Source organism: Embleya sp. NPDC056575, assembly GCF_042793325.1.
GTDB lineage: Bacteria > Actinomycetota > Actinomycetes > Streptomycetales > Streptomycetaceae > Embleya.
In genome coordinates this window covers 1-21,831 of sequence record NZ_JBHTVA010000081.1, presented here as the reverse complement: position 1 = coordinate 21,831, position 21,831 = coordinate 1, and the positions used below count along the sequence as shown (strand labels likewise).

General features: G+C 72.2%; 24 protein-coding genes. 17 read left to right on the top strand and 7 right to left on the bottom strand.

Going from position 1 to position 21,831, the window contains the following annotated elements:
- Window positions 1-182: 182 nt before the first annotated feature.
- The gene (locus ACFRCG_RS40900; RefSeq protein WP_380041130.1) at window positions 183-842 is read left to right on the top strand and encodes a DivIVA domain-containing protein; all 660 of its coding nucleotides are present in this window, start codon (window positions 183-185) and stop codon (window positions 840-842) included.
- Window positions 839-1,432 (top strand): DNA-3-methyladenine glycosylase I, encoded by a 594-nt coding sequence (locus ACFRCG_RS40895; protein ID WP_380041128.1) that lies wholly within the window; start codon window positions 839-841, stop codon window positions 1,430-1,432. The genes ACFRCG_RS40900 and ACFRCG_RS40895 overlap by 4 nt, the downstream gene beginning before the upstream one ends.
- 53 nt (window positions 1,433-1,485) lie before the next feature.
- Here the strand turns inward: ACFRCG_RS40895 and ACFRCG_RS40890 are convergent, their stop codons facing one another.
- Window positions 1,486-2,283 carry an enoyl-CoA hydratase/isomerase family protein gene (locus ACFRCG_RS40890; protein WP_380041126.1) on the bottom strand — a complete coding sequence of 266 codons (798 nt, stop codon included), beginning with the start codon at window positions 2,281-2,283 and terminating at the stop codon, window positions 1,486-1,488.
- A gap of 282 nt (window positions 2,284-2,565) precedes the next feature.
- Between ACFRCG_RS40890 and ACFRCG_RS40885 the strand changes: the two genes are divergently transcribed.
- Complete coding sequence (locus ACFRCG_RS40885) at window positions 2,566-2,733, top strand: DUF3117 domain-containing protein (protein WP_078976897.1); 168 nt, start codon at window positions 2,566-2,568, stop codon at window positions 2,731-2,733.
- Between the two features lie 125 nt (window positions 2,734-2,858).
- Here ACFRCG_RS40885 and ACFRCG_RS40880 read toward each other — a convergent pair whose 3' ends face one another.
- Window positions 2,859-3,494 carry an O-methyltransferase gene (locus ACFRCG_RS40880; protein ID WP_078979442.1) on the bottom strand — a complete coding sequence of 212 codons (636 nt, stop codon included), beginning with the start codon at window positions 3,492-3,494 and terminating at the stop codon, window positions 2,859-2,861.
- A gap of 382 nt (window positions 3,495-3,876) precedes the next feature.
- Here ACFRCG_RS40880 and sigE point away from each other — a divergent pair, with 382 nt between their 5' ends.
- The 5 genes from sigE (at window position 3,877) to ACFRCG_RS40855 (ending at window position 9,000) form a co-directional block, all read left to right on the top strand.
- Window positions 3,877-4,494 carry an RNA polymerase sigma factor SigE gene (sigE, locus tag ACFRCG_RS40875; protein ID WP_101897113.1) on the top strand — a complete coding sequence of 206 codons (618 nt, stop codon included), beginning with the start codon at window positions 3,877-3,879 and terminating at the stop codon, window positions 4,492-4,494.
- A gap of 104 nt (window positions 4,495-4,598) precedes the next feature.
- A complete protein-coding gene (locus ACFRCG_RS40870) occupies window positions 4,599-5,219 on the top strand; it encodes an anti-sigma factor family protein (protein ID WP_380041124.1) in 621 nt (206 codons plus the stop codon).
- A gap of 263 nt (window positions 5,220-5,482) precedes the next feature.
- Window positions 5,483-7,414, top strand: a complete 1,932-nt coding sequence (locus ACFRCG_RS40865) for a S1C family serine protease (RefSeq protein WP_380041122.1) — start codon at window positions 5,483-5,485, stop codon at window positions 7,412-7,414.
- A 239-nt stretch (window positions 7,415-7,653) separates the two neighbouring features.
- Window positions 7,654-8,094, top strand: a complete 441-nt coding sequence (locus ACFRCG_RS40860; RefSeq protein WP_380000034.1) for a Sec-independent protein translocase subunit TatB — start codon at window positions 7,654-7,656, stop codon at window positions 8,092-8,094.
- Between the two features lie 261 nt (window positions 8,095-8,355).
- Window positions 8,356-9,000, top strand: a complete 645-nt coding sequence (locus ACFRCG_RS40855; protein ID WP_379999780.1) for a hypothetical protein — start codon at window positions 8,356-8,358, stop codon at window positions 8,998-9,000.
- 109 nt (window positions 9,001-9,109) lie between these two features.
- On the opposite strand, the gene ACFRCG_RS40850 is transcribed toward ACFRCG_RS40855, so the two are convergent.
- Window positions 9,110-10,258 (bottom strand): Mrp/NBP35 family ATP-binding protein, encoded by a 1,149-nt coding sequence (locus tag ACFRCG_RS40850; RefSeq protein ID WP_380041120.1) that lies wholly within the window; start codon window positions 10,256-10,258, stop codon window positions 9,110-9,112.
- 98 nt (window positions 10,259-10,356) lie between these two features.
- Here ACFRCG_RS40850 and ACFRCG_RS40845 point away from each other — a divergent pair, with 98 nt between their 5' ends.
- The 3 genes from ACFRCG_RS40845 to ACFRCG_RS40835 all read left to right on the top strand — a co-directional run bounded on the left by ACFRCG_RS40845 (window position 10,357) and on the right by ACFRCG_RS40835 (window position 13,046).
- Window positions 10,357-11,235 carry an amidohydrolase family protein gene (locus ACFRCG_RS40845; protein WP_380041166.1) on the top strand — a complete coding sequence of 293 codons (879 nt, stop codon included), beginning with the start codon at window positions 10,357-10,359 and terminating at the stop codon, window positions 11,233-11,235.
- Between the two features lie 65 nt (window positions 11,236-11,300).
- Window positions 11,301-11,777, top strand: coding sequence for a macro domain-containing protein (locus tag ACFRCG_RS40840; RefSeq protein WP_380041118.1), 477 nt, complete (start codon window positions 11,301-11,303; stop codon window positions 11,775-11,777).
- 18 nt (window positions 11,778-11,795) lie between these two features.
- On the top strand, window positions 11,796-13,046 hold the full coding sequence (locus ACFRCG_RS40835) for a benzoate/H(+) symporter BenE family transporter (protein WP_380041116.1): 1,251 nt from the start codon (window positions 11,796-11,798) through the stop codon (window positions 13,044-13,046).
- On the opposite strand, the gene ACFRCG_RS40830 is transcribed toward ACFRCG_RS40835, so the two are convergent.
- The 3 genes from ACFRCG_RS40830 to ACFRCG_RS40820 form a co-directional block, all read right to left on the bottom strand.
- Window positions 13,021-13,602 (bottom strand): TetR/AcrR family transcriptional regulator, encoded by a 582-nt coding sequence (locus ACFRCG_RS40830; RefSeq protein ID WP_380041114.1) that lies wholly within the window; start codon window positions 13,600-13,602, stop codon window positions 13,021-13,023. The genes ACFRCG_RS40835 and ACFRCG_RS40830 overlap by 26 nt on opposite strands.
- 72 nt (window positions 13,603-13,674) lie before the next feature.
- On the bottom strand, window positions 13,675-14,253 hold the full coding sequence (locus ACFRCG_RS40825; RefSeq protein WP_380041112.1) for a DUF1003 domain-containing protein: 579 nt from the start codon (window positions 14,251-14,253) through the stop codon (window positions 13,675-13,677).
- Window positions 14,243-15,517: a magnesium transporter MgtE N-terminal domain-containing protein gene (locus tag ACFRCG_RS40820; RefSeq protein ID WP_379999795.1), complete on the bottom strand. Its 1,275-nt coding sequence runs from the start codon at window positions 15,515-15,517 to the stop codon at window positions 14,243-14,245. Before ACFRCG_RS40820 ends, ACFRCG_RS40825 begins: the two co-directional genes overlap by 11 nt.
- 153 nt (window positions 15,518-15,670) lie before the next feature.
- Between ACFRCG_RS40820 and ACFRCG_RS40815 the strand changes: the two genes are divergently transcribed.
- On the top strand, window positions 15,671-16,450 hold the full coding sequence (locus ACFRCG_RS40815) for a hypothetical protein (RefSeq protein WP_380041110.1): 780 nt from the start codon (window positions 15,671-15,673) through the stop codon (window positions 16,448-16,450).
- Window positions 16,451-16,573: 123 nt separating this feature from the next.
- Complete coding sequence (locus ACFRCG_RS40810; RefSeq protein WP_380041108.1) at window positions 16,574-17,524, top strand: hypothetical protein; 951 nt, start codon at window positions 16,574-16,576, stop codon at window positions 17,522-17,524.
- Window positions 17,525-17,551: 27 nt separating this feature from the next.
- On the opposite strand, the gene ACFRCG_RS40805 is transcribed toward ACFRCG_RS40810, so the two are convergent.
- Complete coding sequence (locus tag ACFRCG_RS40805) at window positions 17,552-18,109, bottom strand: hypothetical protein (protein ID WP_380041106.1); 558 nt, start codon at window positions 18,107-18,109, stop codon at window positions 17,552-17,554.
- A gap of 115 nt (window positions 18,110-18,224) precedes the next feature.
- On the opposite strand from ACFRCG_RS40805, the gene ACFRCG_RS40800 reads away from it, so the two are divergent.
- The 4 genes from ACFRCG_RS40800 (at window position 18,225) to gltX (ending at window position 21,779) form a co-directional block, all read left to right on the top strand.
- Window positions 18,225-19,193: an HpcH/HpaI aldolase/citrate lyase family protein gene (locus ACFRCG_RS40800; protein ID WP_380041104.1), complete on the top strand. Its 969-nt coding sequence runs from the start codon at window positions 18,225-18,227 to the stop codon at window positions 19,191-19,193.
- A gap of 214 nt (window positions 19,194-19,407) precedes the next feature.
- Window positions 19,408-19,749 (top strand): STAS domain-containing protein, encoded by a 342-nt coding sequence (locus ACFRCG_RS40795; protein WP_379999804.1) that lies wholly within the window; start codon window positions 19,408-19,410, stop codon window positions 19,747-19,749.
- A gap of 181 nt (window positions 19,750-19,930) precedes the next feature.
- Complete coding sequence (locus ACFRCG_RS40790) at window positions 19,931-20,302, top strand: ATP-binding protein (RefSeq protein ID WP_380041102.1); 372 nt, start codon at window positions 19,931-19,933, stop codon at window positions 20,300-20,302.
- 109 nt (window positions 20,303-20,411) lie between these two features.
- Window positions 20,412-21,779, top strand: a complete 1,368-nt coding sequence (gene gltX / locus ACFRCG_RS40785; protein ID WP_380041164.1) for a glutamate--tRNA ligase — start codon at window positions 20,412-20,414, stop codon at window positions 21,777-21,779.
- The last annotated feature ends 52 nt before the right edge of the window (window positions 21,780-21,831 follow it).

The following is a 21,831-nucleotide window of genomic DNA, read 5'->3' as shown; positions in this document are numbered from 1 at the left end:
CGAACTCCCGTCGTCCCAGCCTCAGCGTCGTCACCCCGTCGACCTCCGCCCACACCCTGCACGTGCCACCTGACCCCCTGATCGTGGCACGATCGTCCCGTGCGACGAGCCGGGGGCTTCCCGAAACGGCCCGGAGCCGACACCGTTCCAGCGCCTGCACCACCGTCGAAGGGGAGCCGTCCGTGTTCTGGATCCAGCTTGTCGTGGTGATCGGGGTGGTCCTCGTCATCGCCGCGGTCGTGCTCGGGGCGGGTGGCTCCCTTCCCGACGCCTACCGCGAACAGCCCGAGCTGCGGATGCCCGGCGACCGCCCGCTCACGAGCGCCGACGTCGACCACATTCGCTTCCCGGTGGTCTTCCGGGGCTACCGGATGAGCGAGGTGGACCTGGTTCTGGATCGGCTGACCGGCGAACTCGCGGCGCGCGACGCGCGCATCCTGGAACTGGAGTACAAGATCGCCGGCACCACGCCGGTCGGCGTCGCGTCGGCGATGCCGGGCGTGGCCGCCGCCGGGGCGAGCGCGTTCGGCGCGAGCGGGCACGCGCCGTCGCCGCGCGGATCGGGCACCACGCTGTCGCTGGAGAAGCCGGAGCGGGCCGGGGCCGCGGGCTCGACGCCGGTCGAGGCCGAGGCCGTCGAACCGGGGGTCGAACCGGCCGCCGACGCGGACGAGACGCCGGAGTCGAGCCCGGACGAGACGCCGAGGTCGAACACGGACACGTCGGCCGCCGAGGCGGCGCCCGAGGCCGCTGCGGACGAGGCGAAGGACGAGGCCGAGGGCGAGCCGAAGGGCGACGAGGCGAGCAGGGGCGACGAGGCGAAGGGCGGCCCGAAGTCGTGACCGCCGCCACCGCCCCCGTCGTCGGTGGTCCGGTCCCGGGGCCGGACGGACTGCCGCGCTGCCCGTGGGGCGCCACCGGTCCCGAGGACTACCGGGAGTACCACGACACCGAATGGGGCGTCGCGGTGCACGGTGACGACCGGCTGTTCGAGCGGCTGTGCCTGGAGGCGTTCCAGTCCGGTCTGTCGTGGTTGACCATCCTGCGTCGGCGCGAGGGTTTCCGGGCCGCCTTCGCCGACTTCTCCATCGCGCGCGTGGCGGCCTTCGACGACACGGACCGCGCGCGGCTGCTCGCCGACGAGGGCATCATCCGCAATCGGGCCAAGATCGACGCCGCGATCGCCAACGCACACGCGGCACAGGCCCTCCAGGGGGGCCTGGACGCCCTCGTGTGGTCCTTCGCACCTTCCGGCCGCCGGAAGGCCCCCGAGGCCCTCTCGGACGTCCCGGCGGTCACCGACGAGTCCACCGCCCTGGCCAAGGAACTCAAGCGCAAGGGTTTCCGCTTCGTCGGCCCGACCACGGCCTACGCGATGATGCAGGCCTGCGGCCTGGTCAACGACCACCTCAGGACCTGCGTCTCCCGCTGACCCGCCCCCGCCCACCCCGGCGGGCCGCGTGCGCCCCGCCGGGCGGTGGGGGGTCAGCGGCCGAGGAAGGTGGGCTTCTCCTTGGCGACGAAGGCGGCCACCGCGATCCGGTGGTCCTCGGAGGAGCCCGCTCGCAGTTGCAGTTCGTCCTCCTTGGCCAGGGTGTCGACCAGGGAGTGGGAGGCGCCGTAGGCGACCGATTCCTTCAGGGCCGCCAGGGCCACGGTCGGGCCCTCGGCCAGGCGGTGGGCCAGATCGCGGGCGGTGTCGAGGACCTCCTCGGCCGGGACCACCCGGTGGGCCAGGCCCAGCTCCAGCGCCTCGGCGGCCTTGATCGTGCGGGGCAGCATCAGCAGCTCGATCGCCCGGGCCTGGCCGACCAGGCGCGGCAGCGTCCAGGACGCGCCCGAGTCGGCGGTCAGCGCGACCCCCGCGAAGGCGGTGTTGAAGCCGGCCGTGTCCGCCATGATCCGGAAGTCGCAGGCCCAGGCGATCGCCGCGCCGGCCCCGGCGGCGACCCCGTTGACCGCCGCGATCACCGGCTTGGCCATCGTCGCCAGCGCCGTCACGAGCGGGTTGTAGTGCTCGCGTACGGTCGCGAAGGTGGCGTCGGGGCCGGTCTCCAGCTGTCGGATGTGCGCCTTCAGGTCCTGGCCGGCGCAAAACGCCCGACCGCTTCCGGTCAACAGCACCGCCCGGACGGCCGGATCCTCGGCGGCGCGCAGGACCGCGTCGCGCAACGCGATCTTGGTCGGCTCGTCGAGCGAGTTCATCGCCTCGGGCCGGTTCAGCGTGACGGTCGCGACTCCGTCGGCGAGGTCGTACCGCACAATCTCGGCCTTGTCGGTCATGACTTGCCTCCACATCACATACATCGCCGCAGGTGGGATGTGCACAGCATGCCGGAAGCCGGATCCGGCCCCCGTCCCGCCCCTGACGGACCGTCAGCCGCAATTCCGAGCCGGGACGGACCATCCCATTCCGCGCCGTACGGACGGGGTCGGAGAGGTCGACGGGACCCGATGTTGCTCACCCCACCGTTCGATGCGGGATAATGGTCCCTGATCAATGCTCTCGAAGACCGGTGGCCGGTTTGAGCACCGGTGCGTCGATATGCAGGAAGGGGAACGAGCATGGCGGCCATGAAGCCGCGGACGGGCGACGGCCCGCTCGAGGTGACCAAGGAAGGGCGGGGCATCGTCATGCGCGTTCCGCTTGAGGGCGGTGGACGGCTCGTGGTCGAGCTGTCGGCCGATGAGGCCGGCGCCCTGAGCGAGGCGCTGAAGAACGCCGTGGGCTGACCCCCTGGGGCGACGCCCTCGACGAAAGTCGTGATGCGACGGCCCCGGCACGGACATGGAGACTCATGTTCGTACCGGGGCCGTCGGCATGTGCCCGGTCGGGCCGCGTGTCGGGCCGGTCGGGCTCAGCCCCGACGGGCCGCGCACAGCAGGCCGTCGCCGACCGGGAGCAGTGCCGGCACCAGCGACTCGTGCTCGCGGATCACCCGCAACACGTCGCGCACGGCGGCGGTCTCCGCGTCGCGGTGCGCCGGATCGGCCACCCGGTCGCGCAGCAGCGCGTTGTCGAAGCAGACCACGCCGCCGGGCCGCAACAACCGCAGCGCCTCGGCGAGGTAGTCCAGGTATTCGAGCTTGTCCCCGTCGCAGAACACCAGGTCGTAGCCGCCGTCGGCGAGCCGGGGCAGCACCTCCAGGGCCCGGCCCGGAATGAACCTGGCGCGCCCGCTGGGAAAACCCGCCTCGGTGAACGTCTCCTTGGCGAGCCGCTGGTTCTCGGGGTCGGCGTCGACGGTGGTGAGCACCCCGTCGGAGCGCATGCCGCGCAGCAGGTAGAGGCCGGACACCCCGGTCCCGGTCCCGATCTCGGCGACCGCCTTGGCCTCGACCGCGGCGGCGAGGAAGCGCAGCGCGGCGCCGCCGCCGGGACCTATCGGGAGCACGCCGACTTCCCGGGCGCGGGCGCGGGCGCCCGCGAGGACGGCGTCCTCGCCGACGTACTCTTCCGCGAACGCCCAGCTCGCCTGGCGATTGCCGGAAATGGCTTCCTCCTCTGTCCCGGCCGCCCGTTCGCGATCGGGACGGGTCGGCCACCTGAGCGCAAGGGTATTACCGAGGAGTCCTCCCGCCGCCCGGGGAGCGCCGCCCGATCGCCCGCTCCCGCCGCGGACCGCCCCTGGCGAGCCGGTCCCGAGTGCCCGACACGGGAACCCCGCATGGATGTGGTTCGTTGGCCCCCACGGAAGACAGGTGAACACGAGGCTCGTGGTCTCGCGGCACCGGAGGTTGGGTCGGACCGGGGCTCGGCGCCCTTATCCGGGCTTAACAGGCAGGACGCTTATGGTGGTTGCGCTACTCGGAAGAGGAGGTGTGGCAGTGGTCGACCGTCGCGGGGAACAATCCTGTACTCGCGAGCCGTCGCCGATGCCGGATCACGTGGCCGAAGCCGCAAACGCAACCAGCAGCCCAGCCCAGGCCGAATGGGTCCCGCCGACGTGGGAGGACATCGTCCGCACCCACTCCGCGCGGGTGTATCGGCTCGCCTACCGCCTCAGTGGCAACCCGCACGACGCGGACGACATCACCCAAGAGGTGTTCGTCCGAGTGTTCCGATCGTTGTCGAGCTACACGCCCGGCACGTTCGAGGGTTGGCTGCACCGCATCACCACGAACCTTTTCCTCGACATGGTGCGGCGCCGTCAGCGCATCCGCTTCGAGGGTCTGGGCGACGACGCGGGCGAACGCCTCGCCGGTCGTGAGCTCTCGCCCGCGCAGGCATACGACGACGCCCACCTGGACGCGGACGTGCAGCAGGCGCTGGACGCGCTCGCGCCGGAGTTCCGCGCCGCGGTCGTACTGTGTGACATCGAGGGCCTGTCGTACGAGGAGATCGCCACCACGCTCGGAGTGAAACTCGGGACCGTGCGCAGCCGCATCCACCGCGGCCGGTCCCAGCTCCGTGCGGCGCTGCGGCATCGTGCTCCCCGGAACAAGGCAGGCCAGGAGACGGCTGCGGAGGTCCGGACCACGGTGCGGAGATGAGGGACCGTGAGCAGTGAGCCCGGCGACCGCTTGGGCAGGGGGGTAGTGAGTGCCACACGGCTGGGGCGCGCCGCGACCCGATGTGGGGCATGCGAGGTGGGCACATGAACCACCCCGAGGACAAGCTCGCCGCCTATGTGGACGGCGAACTGGGCCATGAGGCCCGCGAGAAGGTGCTGGCGCACCTCGCCGAATGCGCGGACTGTCGCGTGGAGGCCGAGGAGCAGCGCCAGGTGAAGCAGTTGCTCGGCAACGCGCGTCAGCCCGGTCCCTCCGAGGACCTGATGGCGCGGTTGTTCGCGCTCGGGGAATCCGCCGAGGAGCCGCCCGCGCCGCCCGCGGGCGGCGATCGATTCATGTTCCCGGCCGCCGGGCGACCGACGGGCTCGACCCGCGCACGTTCGCGGTCGACCGGCCCGCGGGCGGGCCGGCCCGGCAACATGCCCGAGCGGGTGCGCCCGCCGGTGAGCCGGCGTCGGCTGACGTTCGCGGCGGCCGGCGCGTTCTCGATGATGGCCGTCGCGCTGAGCAGTGCCTTCGTGCCGGGCGGGACCAGCGGCGGCACCGAGGGCCGACCCGCGGCCCCGGCCGTCGAGCGCTACCTGGTGGAGCAGGCCGCGAGCACCAGCGCGCTGCCTGCGGGCAAGTCGGTCAAACGCTCCGAGCCGGTGCTCGCGGGGGCGTCCCTGACGGTGCCGGTCCCCACGATCGAGGCCCGGCACTAGTCCGGCGGACCCGTCAGGATCCGTTGGACAGGGTCCGGCTGCCGCGCCGCAGGCCCGTATCCCCGGTCCCGGGCGCCGATGCGTCGGGTCCGGGGCGCCCGCGCGGATCCGCGCGGGCGCGGTGCTTTCGGGCGGGTTCGCGTGCGGGATGTGACGGGTATCCGCTGCCGCCGGGACGCCGGCGAGCGGCACGCGCAAGACTGTGGCCGGGCCGGAGAAGCAGCGGATGCCCCGGCACACCGGGAGCGGTAGGAAGGCACACGATGAGCGACGCATACGGCCGTGGGGGAGCGGAGCCGCCGCGAGGCGACGACGCGCCGGCCGGACCGGCACCCGAGCACGACCCCGGCGCGGAGCCGGCGGCCTTCCCGCCCGGCGGTCCGCGGGTGTCGACGGACCACGGAGAGGACACCCCCGGCGGCGCGGCCGCGGGCCCCGCGGCTTCCGGCCGGGCGGCGGACGAGGAGCCGCCCACCGAGGTCCGACCGGTGTCGCCGGTGGAGGACTCCGCCGGGGACGACGCGCGGGCCGCGGACACGGGCGCCGAGCCGGGGCGCGCGGACGCGGCCGACGGTGCCGCCGAGCCGGCACACCGGGGCGCGACCACCGAAGGCTTCGCCGCGCCCGGCGGCTCGCACGCGGCCGATGCCGAGCCCGCCGCGTTTCCCGCGCGGACGTCGTTGGCCAAGGAGCCGCCGCCGGCCGATCCCGCCGCCGAGCCCGATGCGTTCGGGGTGCCGACGCCCGATGTCCGGGACGCGGTGACCGCCGAGGTGCCCGTGGTGCACGGCAACGCCGAGTTGCCGGCCGCGGACGACCCCGGCTACGACCCGTTCGCCCCGCCGCCGCAACCGCCGCCCGCCGGGCCGCCCCCGCAGCAGCCGACCGGGCAGTGGCCGGGATATCCGGCGCAGCCCGGGCAGCCCGGTGCCCACGGTGTGCCGGCCGGCTTCGCGCATCCGGGCTACGGGCCCTACGGGCCGTACCCCTCGTACGCCCCGCAGACCGGCTACGCGCCCTATCAGGCCGTGCCGTACGGCTATGCGGTCCCCGGTGACATGACCGGGGCGGGCGGGCCCACCGAGGACCTGGGTCGGCGCTACGGGCGTCGGCTGGTGGTGTGGGCCGCGGCGCTCGCGCTCGTCGCCGGGTTGATCGGCGGCGGCATCGGGGCCTGGATCGCCGATCGGCACGACACCAGGATCCGCCTGGGCGACCCGCCGCAGAGCGGTCCGGCCCGGGGCAAGGACACCATCGCCGGCCTCGCGGATCGCACGCTGCCCGGCGTGGTGTACATCCACGCCAAGACCGGTCGCGGCGAGGCCACCGGCACCGGCTTCGTGCTGGACACCGCCGGCGACATCCTGACCAACAACCACGTCGTGGACTCGGCCGCGTCCGGCGGCACGATCACGGTGACGTTCAACGACGGGCAGCGCACCACCGCGACCCTGGTCGGCCGGGACGCCGGCTACGACCTCGCGGTGATCCGGGTGTCCGGCGTCCAGGGGCTGCACCCGCTGCCGCTGGGCAACTCCGACGCCGTACAGGTCGGCGACCCGGTGATCGCGATCGGTGCGCCGTTCAACCTGGAGGGCACCGTCACCTCCGGGATCATCAGCGCCAAGGACCGCGCGGTCAGCGCCGGCTCCTCCGGCAGCGACGTCTCCTACATCAGCGCGTTGCAGACCGACGCGCCGATCAACCCCGGCAACTCCGGCGGGCCGCTGATCGACGCGTCGGGTTCGGTGATCGGGATCAACTCGGCGATCCGCTCGGCCGGCGGCGGTGGCCAGGGCAATCCGTTCGGGGCGCAGCAGGAGGCGGGCAGCATCGGCCTCGGCTTCGCGATCCCGATCAACCAGGCGCGCCGGGTCGCGCAGCAGTTGATCGACACCGGCAAGGCCTCGCATCCGGTGATCGGCGTCTCGCTCGACGTCGCCTACACGGGCGACGGCGCCCGGATCGCGTCGGAGGACGTCAAGGGCACGCCGCCGGTGCGTCCGGGCGGACCCGCCGAGCAGGCCGGGCTCAAGCCGGGCGACGTGATCAAGGCGATCGACGGCCGCCGGGTGCACGACGCGAACGAGTTGATCGTGGCGATCCGGTCCAAGGCGCCGGGCGGCGTGGTCAAGCTCACCATCGAGCGCGACGGCGCGGAGCGCTCGGTCGACATGACCCTCCAGGCGGGCTGACCCGAGGGGCCGGCCGACCCCGAGGGGCCGGCCGGCCGCCAAGCAGGATGACCCGGACATGACGTACACATGGCCGGGTGATCACAACTTTTGCCAATAGGCGCCAAGCGACCGGTTCGGTGCCGCCCGCGACCTTCCGTTCGGGGGGTCGACGACTACTCTGAGGGGGTTCGGTCACCCGACCGAACCCCCTCGCGCAATCTCGTGGAGTCCAGGTGTTCGACGTCGGTGCACCCGAGATGGTCGCGCTCGTCATCCTCGCGATCGTCATCTTCGGTCCCGAGAAGCTGCCGAAGATGATCGGCGACGTGGCGCGCACCATTCGCAAGTTCCGCGAGTTCTCCTCCGGGGCCCGCGCGGACCTGAAGAAGGAACTGGGTCCGGAGTTCCAGGACATGCACCTGGAGGACCTGAACCCGAAGACCTTCGTCCGCAAGAACCTGATGGGCGACGGCGACGACGATCTGGGCATCCGGGAGTTGCGCGACTCGCTCGGCAAGGACTTCGACGACATCAAGGGTCTGGCGAGCGGCAACCTCTTCGAGCCGGACGTGCCCGACACCTCGCACCGCCCGTCGGCCGGGCAGTCGTCCGCGCCGAAGACCTCGCTGCACAAGAACGGCGGCGCCGCCCGGGTCGAGCCCGGCGAGCGTCCGCCGTACGACGCCGACGCCACCTGAGGGTCGACCCCTCCCGTCCCCGCCCGGGGATCCGCGGCCCGGATTCGGGCCGATCGGCGCCGAGGACGGCGTTGAAGCACCCGCGCGTTCGGGCACTATGGAGCCCGAGTACACGGGCGGTGTGTGGTCGGTGACTCGGCGGATACATGTATCGCACGGCTCGTCCACCCGGCATCGCTCGGGGGAGTGGCCGCCCGACATGGCAGACCGAGGCAGCCGGCGCGGCGCCGTCGCGCCGCGCGAGAGGACCTGAGGCGGAGCATGGACACAATCAGCCACGCGGGCGAGGCGTTGCCCGCCGAAGGGGCCGGCAGGCCCGATCTGCTGGCGGAATACCTGAGCTCGGACTTTCCCTGGTACGGCCTGGACGAGGGCTGGAACGGGCGGCGTTGGTTGTCCTCGGTGTGCCGGGGGCGGGGCACGATCGAGTACGGCACGCTGGGCCACGGCGACCTGCCCAGCCGCCGGCCCGGTGACCCCACGCCCCGCCGGTTCGTGTCCGTGGTGACCGTCCCGCAGCGGCCCAAGCGGCCGGCCGGCGACGGCACGGGACAGATGGAGGCCACGTCGAAGGCGAGCGCGGCGTCACTCGCAGGGGTGGCGTTGCTCGCGGACAGTTGGCCGTGGCAGTTGGACCGCGCGACCCGTGCGGAGTGGCTGGATCAGCAGACGAACATCGCGTGGGACCTGTCCGACAATCTGCCCGGGCCGGGGTGGACGGACCTGGCGATCCCGGTCGACGGGGTGCCGGCGCGTTTCCGCTACCGGGAGTCGGCGTACGGCTGGGTGCTCGCGGGGGAGAGCGCCGGGGTGTACCTGGGGGTGTACGGCCGGGGCGCGAGCGCGTACGGCCTGGGCCTGTCCCGCTCGGTGGATCTGCGTACCTACGCGACGCCGGACGCGTGAGCGCCCCGGCGCCGGCCCCGGGGTCACGGCCGCGCCGTGACGGGCGGGCGTGTCCCCGGGATCGGCGCGCCGAGACCCCGACCGGTGCCGGGGCCCGCCGCGGCACGCCTCAGAAGTTGCGCAGCGGGGTCAGGCCGAGTTGGAGGCCGGAGAGGCCGCGCTCGCGACCGCCGAGCTTCGCCGCGACCGCGCCGAGCGCGACGGCGGCGGGCGAGTCGGGCGCGTCGACGACGACCGGGCGGCCGGTGTCGCCGCCCTCGCGCAGCCGGGTGTCGATCGGGATCGAGCCGAGCAGCGGGACCTTCGTGCCGGTGGCCGCGGACAGGCCGTCGGCGACGCGCTGTCCGCCGCCGGAGCCGAACACGTCGACCATCTCGCCGCAGTGCGGGCAGGGCAGCCCGGCCATGTTCTCGATCACGCCGGCGATCGTCTGTCGGGTCTCGACCGCGATCGTGCCGGCCCGCTCGGCGACCTCGGCGGCGGCCTGCTGCGGCGTGGTCACCACCAGGATCTCCGCGTTGGGCACCAACTGGGCGACCGAGATGGCGATGTCGCCGGTGCCCGGCGGGAGGTCCAGGAGCAGGACGTCGAGGTCGCCCCAGTAGACGTCGGCCAGGAACTGCTGGAGCGCGCGGTGCAACATCGGCCCGCGCCAGACCACCGGCGCGTTGCCGGGGGTGAACATGCCGATCGAGATGACCTTCACGCCCAGCGCCGACGGCGGCATGATCATGTTCTCGACCTGGGTGGGCTTGCCCTCGGCGCCCAGCATCCGCGGCACCGAGTGGCCGTAGATGTCCGCGTCCACCACGCCGACCTTCAGGCCCTGTCCGACCATCGCCGCGGCCAGGTTCACCGTGACCGAGGACTTGCCGACGCCGCCCTTGCCGGAGGCCACCGCGTAGACCCGGGTCAGCGAGCCGGGCTTGGCGAACGGCACCTCGCGCTCCGCCTGCCCGCCGCGCAACCGGTTTGCCAGCTCCTTGCGCTGCGTGTCGCTCATCACGTCGAGTTCGACGCCGACCGAGGTCACCCCGGGCAGCGCGGCCACGGCGGTCTCCACCCGGCTGATGATCGTCTCGCGCATCGGACAGCCGCTGACCGTCAGATAGACCGCGACCTCGACCCGACCGTCGGCCAGGATGTCGACGGATTTGACCATGCCCAGTTCGGTGATGGGCCGGTGGATCTCGGGGTCCTGGACGGTCGCCAGGGCATCCTGGACGTCGTCCGCCGAGGGCAGGGTTGCAGAAGCCATACCGTGAGCTTACGACCCTCGCGCCGGAATCCTTTGCGAGCATCGGGATCCGGGCCCGGAGCGGGGGCTGCGAACCGACGGGGAGGTGCCGCGTGACGATATCGGCCGAGCGGACGCGAGTGGCGCGGTTCCGCCGGGCCCTGGGCCTGGCGACGCTGATCGACGTGCACACGCACTTCATGCCCAAGCAGGTGCTCGACAAGGTGTGGGCGTACTTCGACGCGGCCGGTCCGCTGATCGGCCGGCCGTGGCCGATCACCTACCGCCTGGACGAGGACGGGCGGGTCGCCACGCTGCGCGACTTCGGCGTCTCGGCGTTCACCTCGATGTTGTATCCGCACAAGCCCGCGATGGCCGCGTGGCTGAACGCGTGGTCGCGCGAGTTCGCCGCGCGCACCCCCGACTGTCTGCATACGGCGACGTTCTTCGCCGAACCCGACGCGGCCAAGTACGTGCGCGAGGCGATCGACGCGGGCGCGGTGGTGTTCAAGGCGCACGTCCAGGTCGGCGGCTGGGATCCGACCGATCCGCTCCTGGACGACGTGTGGGGCACGCTCGCCGACGCCGGGGTGCCGGTGGTCGCGCACTGCGGGTCCGGGCCGGTGCCCGGGGCGCACACCGGGCCGGAGCCGATCGCCCGGGTGCTGGCCCGGCATCCGCGGCTGGCGCTGATCGTCGCGCACATGGGGATGCCGGAGTACGGCGCGTTCCTGGACCTGGCGGCGCGCTACCCGAGGGTGCACCTGGACACCACGATGGCGTTCACCGAATTCGTCGAGGAGGCCGCCCCGTTCCCGCCGGCCGACCGGCCCCGGCTGCTCGACGCGGCGGATCGCATCCTGTGGGGCAGCGACTTTCCGAACATCCCCTACGGCTACGCCGACGCGCTCGCCGCGCTCACCCGGGTCGACCTCGGCGACGACTGGCTGCGCGGGGTCTGCCACGACAACGCGGCGCGGTTGTTCGGGCTCGCGTAGCGCGTGTCCTTCGTCCGTCCGTAAACCGATACCGGCGCGTCGGTGCGGCCGGCTACCGTGCCGGGGTGGAGACGATCGGGTACGTCCGGGGTGATGCCACCACGCCGCTGGGCAAGGGCGTCAAGGTGATCGCGCACGTGTGCAACGACCGGGGCGGCTGGGGCAGGGGCTTCGTGCTCGCGCTGTCCAGGCGGTGGCCGGAGCCGGAGGCCGACTACCGGCGGTGGTACCGCGAGCGGGCGGGCAACGACTTCGGGCTCGGCGCGGTGCGGCTGGTCCGGGTGGACACCTACCTGTGGGTGGCCAACCTGATCGGTCAACACGGCACCCGTACCGGCAGCAAGGGCCCGCCGGTGCGCTACGACGCGATCGACCGGGCCCTGGGCACCCTCGGCGAGCGGGCGCTCGAACTCGGCGCGTCGGTCCACATGCCGCGAATTGGCTGTGGTCTGGCCGGGGGCGCGTGGGGCAGGGTGGAGCCGCTCATCCTCGAACGGTTGAGCGGGCGCGGTGTCCCGGTCACCGTCTACGACCACGACTGACCACGAGGCGGGCACGCGGTGACCATCCGAACCACGACGGACACCGATGTGGGCGCCGAGGCCGCGGCGCCCGCGCGCCGGCCCAACCTTTGGCGCGACGCCTCCCTCTCGGCGGTGCTCGCCGGCCTGATCGCGGTGCTGGTCTCCTACTCGGGGCCGCTGGTGATCGTGCTGTCCGCCGCGGCCGGCGCGGGGCTGAGCCCGGCGCGGACCGGCTCGTGGGTGTGGGCGCTGTCCATCGGCAGCGGGCTGACCTGCCTGGGCCTGAGCCTGTACACCCGGATGCCGATCGTCACCGCGTGGTCCACCCCGGGGGCCGCGCTCCTGGTGACCAGCCTGGGCTCGTACGCGTATCCCGAGGCGATCGGCGCGTTCGTGGTCACCGGCGTGCTGATCACCGTGATCGGGGTGACCGGCGTGTTCGGCCGCCTGATGCGCAAGGTGCCCGGCGCGGTGGTGTCCGCGATGCTCGCCGGGATCCTGTTCTCGTTCGGCACCGGGGTGTTCACCTCGGTGCGCACCGCGCCGTGGATCGGCGGCGGGGTCCTGCTCGGCTACCTGGTGGCCAAGCGCTTCGTGCCGCGCTACGCGGTACTGGTCTCGCTCGTGGTCGGGGTGGGCTGCGCGGCGGCGGGATCGCGGTTGCACGTACACGTGGACTCGTTCGAGATCGCCAGGCCGGTGTGGACCACGCCGCACCTGTCCGTACCCGCGCTGATCGGGATCACCGTGCCGCTCCTGGTGGCCACGCTCGCCTCGCAGAACGCGCCCGGGATGGGGGTGCTGGCGGCCTCCGGCTACCGGCCCGACGACCGGGTGCTGATCGGCTCCACCGGCGCGGTGTCCACGCTGCTCGCGCCGTTCGGGTCGCACGCGATCAACCTGGCCGCGATCACCGCGGCGATCTGTACCGGGCCCGAGGCGCATCGCGACCCCCGCAGGCGTTATGTCGCGGGGGTCGCGTGTGGCGTGTTCTACCTGGTCGTCGGGATGTTCGGGTCGACCCTGGTCGCGGTGTTCGCGGGCCTGCCCAAGGAACTGGTCGCCGCGGTCGCGGGCGTCGCGCTGTTCGGCGCGCTGGCGAGCGGGCTGACCGGCGCGATGGCCGACGACGAGCACCGGGAGGCGGCGCTGATCACCTTCCTGGCCACGGCGTCCGGGGTGACCATCGGGGGCATCGGCTCCGCGTTCTGGGGGTTGATCGCGGGGGTCCTGGCCCACGTGGTGCTCTCGTCGGGGTGGTTCAGCCGGCCGAGGGCACGCCCATGAGCACGCGCATGCCCTCGGCGAGGTCGCGTCCGGTGGGCGCGGTGTCCGGAGCGAACATCCACTGGCTGACCACGCCCACCAACAACGCCTGACACAACGATCCGACCGTGCGGGTCAGGTGTTCGTCGCCCTCCTCGGGCACCCCGAGGAAGATCGAGGCGAGGCCGCTGCGCCCCGCGTCCTGCGCCGCGCCGAGCACCTTGTGGATCTCCGGCAGCTCGTCGAGGTGGGCCAGGACCTCGAAGTTGGCCGCCCACATCATCCGGTGCGACTCCATCAGGTCGATCACCCGCGCCCAGATCGCCTCGAACCGCTCCAGCGGCACGGTCTCGGCGCCGACCGCCTCGGTCAGCGCGGCGGACAACTCGTCGCCCCACCCCTCGATCGACTCCAGGAGCGCCTGCTGCATCAGCGCGTCCTTGGATCCGTAGTGGTATCCGATCGAGCCCAGGTTGGTCCCCGACGCGGCGACGATGTCGCGCGCGGTGGTGCGCATGTAGCCCTTCTCGTACAGGCAACGTTTGGCTCCGGCCAGCAGGTCTTCGCGATGTCCCATGACCCGATGGTAGCGCCGTTCTAGACGAATGTCTTATACGAGCGACTAATACATTTGTATAAGACGGTCGGGCTACTCGGACTCCGGCGGGCGGGCCGCCCGACCCAGGTGCGCGTCGGTGACCTCGCGGCCCATCAGCCAGCCGTCCGTCTCCCGACGCTCGTCCAACTCCTTGAGCATGGACTGCAGTTCCGAGCGCAGGAAGTCGCGCGTGGCCACCTCGCCGAGGGCGATCCGCAGCGCCGCGACCTCGCGGGTCAGGTACTCGGTGTCGGCGATGTTGCGCTCGTTGCGGGCCCGGTCCTGCTCCAGGTTGACCCGGTCCCGGTCGTCCTGGCGATTTTGCGCGAGCAGGATCAGCGGCGCCGCGTACGACGCCTGGAGGGACAGCGCCAGGGTCAGGAAGATGAACGGATACTCGTCGAACCGCAGCGCCGGCGGCACGAAGATGTTCCAGCCGATCCACACGATCACCGTGGCGGTCATGTAGACCAGGAACCGGCCGGTGCCCAGGAAGCGGGCGATCCGCTCGGAGAACCGGCCGAACGCCTCCGGGTCGTACGCGGGCAGCAGCGGACGCCGCCGCGGATCGCGTGGTTGATCCAGCCGCGGACGACGCCGCTTGTCGGCGCTCGTGCTCTCACGTGCCACGGCGGACACCCCCGTCTCCGTGTATCGCGCCCTCGCGCCAGTCCTCGGGCAGCAGGTGGTCGAGCACGTCGTCGACGGTGACCGCGCCGAGCAGGTGGTCGTCCTCGTCCACCACGGGCGCGGCGACCATGTTGTAGGCGGCCAGGAAGCTGGTCACCTCGGCGAGCGGGGTGTCCGGCCGCAGCGGCATCAGGTCGGTGTCCAGGACCGCGCCGACCAGGGTGAACGGCGGATCGCGCAGCAGCCGCTGGAAGTGCACCGTGCCCAGATACTTGCCGGTCGGCGTCTCGGTCGGCGGCCGGCACACGTAGACCTGGCTGGCCAGCGCCGGCGACAGGTCGGCGTTGCGCACCTGCGCCAGCGCCTCGGCGATGGTCGCGCCCGGCTCCAGCACGATCGGCTCGGTGGTCATCATGCCGCCGGCGGTGTCCTCGACGTAGGTCAGCAGCCGGCGCACGTCCTCCGCCTCCTCCGGCTCCATCAGACCCAGCAGGCGCTCCGCGGTGTCCTCGGGCAGCTCGGAGATCAGGTCGGCCGCGTCGTCGGGGTCCATCGCCTCCAGCACGTCGGCCGCGCGCTCCTCCTGGAGCTGGCCCAGGATCTCCACCTGGTCGTCCTCGGGCAACTCCTCCAGCACGTCGGCGAGCCGGTCGTCGTCCAGCGCCGCGGCCACCTCGGCACGGCGCTTGGCGGACAGGTTGTGCAGCACGTTGGCCAGGTCGGCGGGACGCAACTGCTCGAACGTGGCGAGCAGGTTGGCCGCGCCCTGCTGGTCCTCGGGGCGCTCGAAGCCGACCACCGCGTTCCAGTCGACGGTGATCGTCTCGCCGCGCCTGCGGCGCAGCGCCGAGGTGCCGCCCTTTTGCACGAAGAGCTTGGAGATCAGCCAGTCGCGCCCGCGCCCGAGCGCCATCGCCACGTCCAGGACGGTGACCGACTCGTCGTTCTCGGCCAGCGTCACCCGCCGGTCCAGCATCTCGGCGAGCACCAGCGTCTCGCTCGGGCGTTGCTCGAAACGGCGCATGTTGACCAGCCCGGTGGTGATCACCTCACCGGTCTCCACGCTGGTCACCCGGGTCATCGGGACGAAGATCCGGCGTCGGGTGGCCACCTCGACGACCAGGCCGAGCACACGCGGGGGCAGTTGGGCGGTGCGCAGCATGACGACGACGTCGCGCAGCCGGCCGACGTGGTCGCCGTTGGGATCGAACACGGCCACGCCCGCGAGGTGCGAGATGAACACCCGCCCGGATGACGCACCCATGCCGTGGTCCCTCCGTCGCCGATGTCCGCCGCGGATGTGCCGCGCCGCGGATGTGTGTGCCCGCTCGTGCCGGGGGCATCCCGGTCGGCCAGGCTACCGGTGAAGGTGGGCACGACCACGACACCTCACGCCCGGCTCAGTACAGTGCCGCCCGTGCGCTTGCCTCAGACGAAGACCACGATCGCCCTCCTGACCGCCTGCGTCCTCGCCGGCACGGCGTGTTCGAAGGCGGACACCGGGCTCGGTTCGGAGTCCGCGGACGCCATCACCGGCAAGGCCAAGGCGGCGGCGGCCGGGACCGGAGCGGTGCACGTGCAGGGGGTGTGGAAGATCCAGACCCAGCAGTTCAGGATCGACCTGCGACTCAAGCGCGACGGCGGGGTGGGCACCGTGGTCACCGCCGACAGCACCATCGAACTGCTGCGCGTCGGCCAGGATCTGTACGTCCGCGGCGACGCCCGGCTGTACCAGGGCCGGGACGGGCGCGGCGGGGCGGACGTCGAGCAGTCGGCGCAGGCGTTGCGGGACAAGTTCGTCAAGGTGCCCGCCTCCGACCCCAGTTACGCGCGACTGTCCGGCTTCACCCGGATGCAGGACATGATCACCGATCTGATCCGGCTCAACGGCAAACTCAAGAAGGACGGCCGGGAAAAGGTGCGGGGCGTCGAAACGCTCAAGGTGGTGGCCGACCGCGGGCGCGGCGGCGAGTTGCGGGTGGCGCTGACCGGGACGCCGTACCCGCTCAAGTACATTCCGTCGCCGAGCGGCGGAGCGCTCGAACTGTTCGAGTACGACCAGGACTTCCCGTTGGTGCTGCCCCATGCCGACGAGGTGCTGGACTACGGCACGTTGACCGACGGCAAGGACCCGTCGGGCAAGCCGACCGGCAAGCCCACGGACAAGCCCGGCGGGCCGGTGCCGGGCACCGACTGAGCCCGGCCGCGCGGGCTCCGGGATACCGTTTCCGAGAGCACGACGCGGGAGCACGACGACGCGGACGGGCGTCGAGGCGGTCGGCGAAACCTACGACAGATCGAACGACGAGGGAACCAGGCGATGGATCACGTGCGACGCGGCTTCGTGGTGGCGACGGCGGCGGTATCGGTCACGGTGCTGGTCGCCGGGTGCAGTCCGGGACGGCCCGCGCACCGCTCGTGGCAGGCGCCGGTGGACGAGCCGACGGCGGGCGCGCCGCTGGGCAACCAGGTGGACGGGCTCGACCCGGCGGCGATCCTGCAGCGGGCGCAGGCCGCGACGGCCGCGGCCAAGTCGGTACACGTGAAGGGGGAGTTGGCCGTCCCGGGCACGGCGGGCAAGCCGGCCAAGCCGTTCAGCGTGGACATGCGCTTCACCAGCACCGGCAGCGCGGGCCAGATCGTCGAGGACAACACGACCGCGTACATCACCCGGCTGCAGAACCAGGTCTGGTTCCGGGGCGACGCGAAGTTCTGGTCCAAGGTCGACGGCGCCGGCTCCGAGGTGGCCAACCACGACAAGTTCGTCCAGGTGCCCTCCGGCGACAAGAAGTACAGCGGCATCGTCGAGAACACCTACGTCGAGCGGCTGACCACCAAGCTGATGGGCAAGCCGGGCAAGCTGGAGAAGGGCGCGGTCAAGCAGGTCAACGGACATCGGGCGATCGCCCTGGAGAACCGCACGCCGGGCGCGGGCGGCGTCATCTGGGTGGCCACCGAGGGCGCTCCGTATCTGCTGCGCATGGAGTCCGCCGCCGACGCGCGCCAGGCCGGCGCGTTCGACTTCCTCGCCTACGGCGAGCGGGTCGACCTGCACGCGCCGGACCCCAAGGAAGTGGTGGACAAGGACCTGACCACGCCGGGGCGCTCGACGAGCGGCAGCAACGGCTCCACCGGCGGCTCCACCGGGCGTCCGTCGACCGGCGCGCCCCCCACGGGCTCGTCGGGCGCCACCCGCCGACCCGACATCGGGCGCACGCCCAAGCCGCCGGTGCCGACGGGGCTGAGGAACGACCCGGTGCTGTTCTCCTGAGTCGCGCTCGATCCGTCGGCGCGGGCTTCAGGCGCGCCGGCGCAGCCGGCCGATCGACCAGTTGAGCGGGGACGCGCCCCGGGTCACCGCGGGTGAGCCGATCGGCACCGCGCGGCCGGCGTCGTGGGGCAGCGCCCGGGCGGACCCGGTGGGGGTGAGCCGGACCAGGTCGCACTCCCGGGCCCAGCGCGCGGGCTGCTCCTCGCCGTCGGGCGCGTTCAACCGGGCGGCGTGCAGGGCGAGTACGGCCGGCTCGTAGCTCGGGTCGCCGGGCGCGACCACGGCGACCCGAGCGGTCCAGCCCGGCAACCGGCCGCCCTTGTCCTTGCTGCGCACGTCCACCAACACGGTCGCGGCGGCGGTCAGGCCAGGCACGAACTGCTCCACCGCGCCGGGTTCGCGGGCGGTCACCAGCCACGAGGCGCCGTCGAGCCACACGTGCCAGACGGGGCGGGCCGGGGCGGGGGCGACGGTGAGCCACAGGAGGCCGGACTTCTTCGCGGCCTCTTCGAGCAGTGCGGCTTCTGCGGGCGGTGCCGCCGCCTCGGGCGGGGCGCCTTCGGGCGTGCCGTCGGTGTCCGTCATGCGCCACAGCGTCCCACAACGCGCGGGCCCCGAACGTGCGCCACCTCATAGTCCCTTTCGGGTGACCCGTCGGTAACCTGACCGCACGATCCGCAGCACTGGGAGGACCAGAGACATGGCCGCCACATCGCGTAGCTTGCGTTCCCGCCGTTCCTGTATGGCCGTACCCGGCAGCAACCCGCGCTTCATCGAGAAGGCGCAGGGGCTCCCGGTCGACCAGGTGTTCCTCGACCTGGAGGACGCCTGCGCCCCGCTCGCGAAGGAGGGCGCGCGGCACACCATCGTCGACGCGCTGAACAACGGCGACTGGGGGGACCGGATCCGCGTCGTGCGGGTCAACGACTGGACCACCCACTGGACCTACCGCGACGTGGTCACCGTGGTCGAGGGCGCGGGAGCCAACCTCGACGCGATCATGCTGCCCAAGGTGCAGGACGCGGGCCAGGTCAAGGCGCTGGACCTGCTGCTCACCCAGATCGAGAAGACGGTCGGCCTCGAGGTCGGCCGGATCGGCATCGAGGCGCAGATCGAGAACGCCCGCGGCCTGGTCAACGTGGACGAGATCGCCGCCGCGTCGCCCCGCGTGGAGACGATCATCTTCGGCCCGGCCGACTTCATGGCGTCGATCAACATGAAGTCCCTGGTGGTCGGCGAGCAGCCGCCGGGCTACGACACGGGCGACGCGTACCACTACATCCTGATGCGCATCCTGATGGCCGCGCGGGCCAACGACCTCCAGGCGATCGACGGCCCCTACCTCCAGATCAAGGACGTCGAGGGCTTTCGTCGGGTGGCCGGTCGCTCGGCCGCGCTGGGCTTCGACGGCAAGTGGGTGCTGCACCCCGGCCAGATCGACGCCGCGAACGAGCTGTACCAGCCCACCCAGGCCGACTACGACCACGCCGAAATGATTCTCGACGCCTACGACTGGTGCACCTCCGCCGAGGGCGGGATGAAGGGCGCCGCGATGCTCGGCGACGAGATGATCGACGAGGCCTCGCGCAAGATGGCCCTGGTGATCTCGGCCAAGGGCCGCGCCGCCGGGATGCGGCGCACGCAAAAGTTCGAGCCGCCGAAGGGCTGACGCCGGATCGGTACGACGGCGAGGGGCGGGTTCCGGGCAGCCGGACCCGCCTCTCGGCGCATGCCCGGCGGCCCGGATCGCACCGCCGGATCGGCTCCGCGCCCGGGTCGGCGCGGGCGTGGATCGGCGTCCGACCTCCACCGGGGCGGGGCGGTCGTCTATCGTGTGCCCGGGCCGGAGTACTTCGGCGGGCAAAGGGCAGCAGGAGGCTGGCATGCAGGGTGGCTTGACGGTGTCCGTGCACACCCAGGGCACCTCTTCGATCGTCACGGTCGCCGGTGAGATCGATGTGGACAGCGCCGCCGCGGTGCGGGACCGTCTGTTCGAGTGTGTCGAGCAGGGCAGTGTGCGTTTGGTGATCGACTGCTCCGAGCTCGACTTTTGTGATTCGACCGGGTTGAACGCGTTCCTCGCCGCTCGACTGCGTGCGCAGGCCGCGGGCGGAGCGGTGCACCTCGTGGGCGTTCAACCCGCCGTTGCGCGGGTATTCGAGATCACCGGTGCGGTACAGGGGTTCACTTTCCACGAGACCCTGGCAGAGGCGGTCGGAGAGTAGCCCGTGACTTCTGGTGTCCTCCAGCGGGATGCGGGCAACTATCACCGCGAGCAGCGTGAGCGAGGTGAGCCAATAGATGTGCGCCATGCGATCGCAGGCGCCCGGCGACGGGGAGGCCTGTTTCTCCACCCCACCGCTTCGTCAGGTGCGGAGACTTCCGTTCGAGGGTGCGGCGGGGGCGGTGGCGCGGTCGCGGACGTTCATCCGCAACACGCTCCACGCGTACGGATGGAGCGGCTCCGAGGACGAGCAGGTGCTCCTGACCTCCGACGACGTGCTGCTCGTCGCGGTCGAGTTGGTCACCAACGCGTGCCTGCACGCGGGCGGCCCGGTGGAGCTGCGGGTCGTGCGGACCAGCGAGTTGCTGCGGATCGAGGTGGACGACCGCAGTGAGGAGCCGCCGCAGCCGAGGTCACCGCACTCCGGAACGCGACCGGGGGGTCACGGACTGCACATCATCCGCCGGTTGACGCTGGACTGGGGCGTGGTCGTGCACCGGGAGCAGGGCAAGACGGTCTGGGTGGACATGCCCGTACCCGAGGCGATGCGCTGAGCCGACGGGCCGGGGGCGTACCGGGCCGAGGCCGGTCCGGGCGGCCGATACCCTGGAGCACATGTCTGCCTCTTCGGTTCGTGTTCGCTTCGCTCCCTCTCCCACCGGCATGTTCCACGTCGGTGGCGCTCGTTCCGCGCTGTACAACTGGGCCGTGGCGCACAAGGCCGGCGGCGTGTTCGTGTTGCGGATCGAGGACACCGACGAGGCGCGCAACCGGCCGGAGTGGACCGACGGCATCCTGAGCGCGCTCGCGGCGATCGGGATCAGCCCGGCCGACCCGGCCTTCGAGGGCCCCTACTTCCAGTCGCGGAACACGACGCTGCACCGCGAGTCGGCGGTCCGGCTGTTCGAGGCGGGCCGCGCGTACTACTGCGACTGCACCCGCGAGGACCTGGAGGCCCGGACCGGCTCCAAGCACCTGGGCTACGACGGCTTCTGCCGCGATCGCGGCCTGGCGGCGGGCGACGGGCGCGCGCTGCGCTTTCGTACCCCGGACGAGGGCGTCACGGTGGTGGCCGACCTGGTGCGCGGCGTCACCGAGTTCCCGAACGCCTCGCTCGAGGACTTCGTGATCGCCCGGGGCAACGGCTCGGCGGTGTTCCTGCTGGCGAACGTGGTCGACGACGTCGACCAGAAGATCACCATGGTGATCCGCGGCGAGGAGCACCTGTCCAACGCGGCCAAGCAGCAGCTCCTGTGGGAGGCGCTGGGCGCGACCCCGCCGCAGTGGGCGCACCTGCCGGTGATCGTGAACGAGAAGCGGCAGAAGTTGTCCAAGCGCCGGGACAAGGTGGCGCTCGAGTCCTACCTGGACGAGGGCTACCTGCCCGACGCGCTGGTGAACTACCTGTTCCTGCTCGGGTGGGGCCCCAAGGACGACATCGAGATCCGGCCGTACGCCGAGCTGGAGCAGCTGTTCGACCTGCGCGATGTGAACAAGTCGTCGGCCTTCTTCGACGTGAAGAAGTTGTCCTCCTTCAACGCGGACTACATCCGCGCGCTGGACGCGGACGCCTTCGTGCGGGCCTGCGAGCCGTGGCTGCTCGGGTCGAAGGCGCCGTGGGCGAAGGAGGCGTACGACCCGGCCGTGTTCGCCGAGGTGGCGCCGCTGGTGCAGACCCGGATCACGGTGCTGGACGAGGTGCCGATGTACGTCGACTTCCTGTTCCTGGCCGAGCCGGCCGACGACGAGGCGGCCTGGGCCAAGGCGATGAAGCCGGGCGCGGCCGACGTGCTCACCAGCGCCCGCGACGAACTCTCCCGGGCCGAGTGGAACGTCGACGCGCTCAAGGCCGCGGTCGAGGCCGCCGGCGCCGCCCACGGCCTCAAGCTCTCCAAGTCCCAGGCCCCGGTCCGCGTCGCCGTCACCGGCCGCACGATCGGCCTCCCGCTGTTCGAATCCCTCCAGGTCCTCGGCCGCGACCGGGTCCTGGCCCGCGTCGACCGCGCCCTGAAGCGCCTGGCCGAGCAGTAGCGGCTCCGGCGATACGACGGCGGCCCGCACACCAATCACCGGTGTGCGGGCC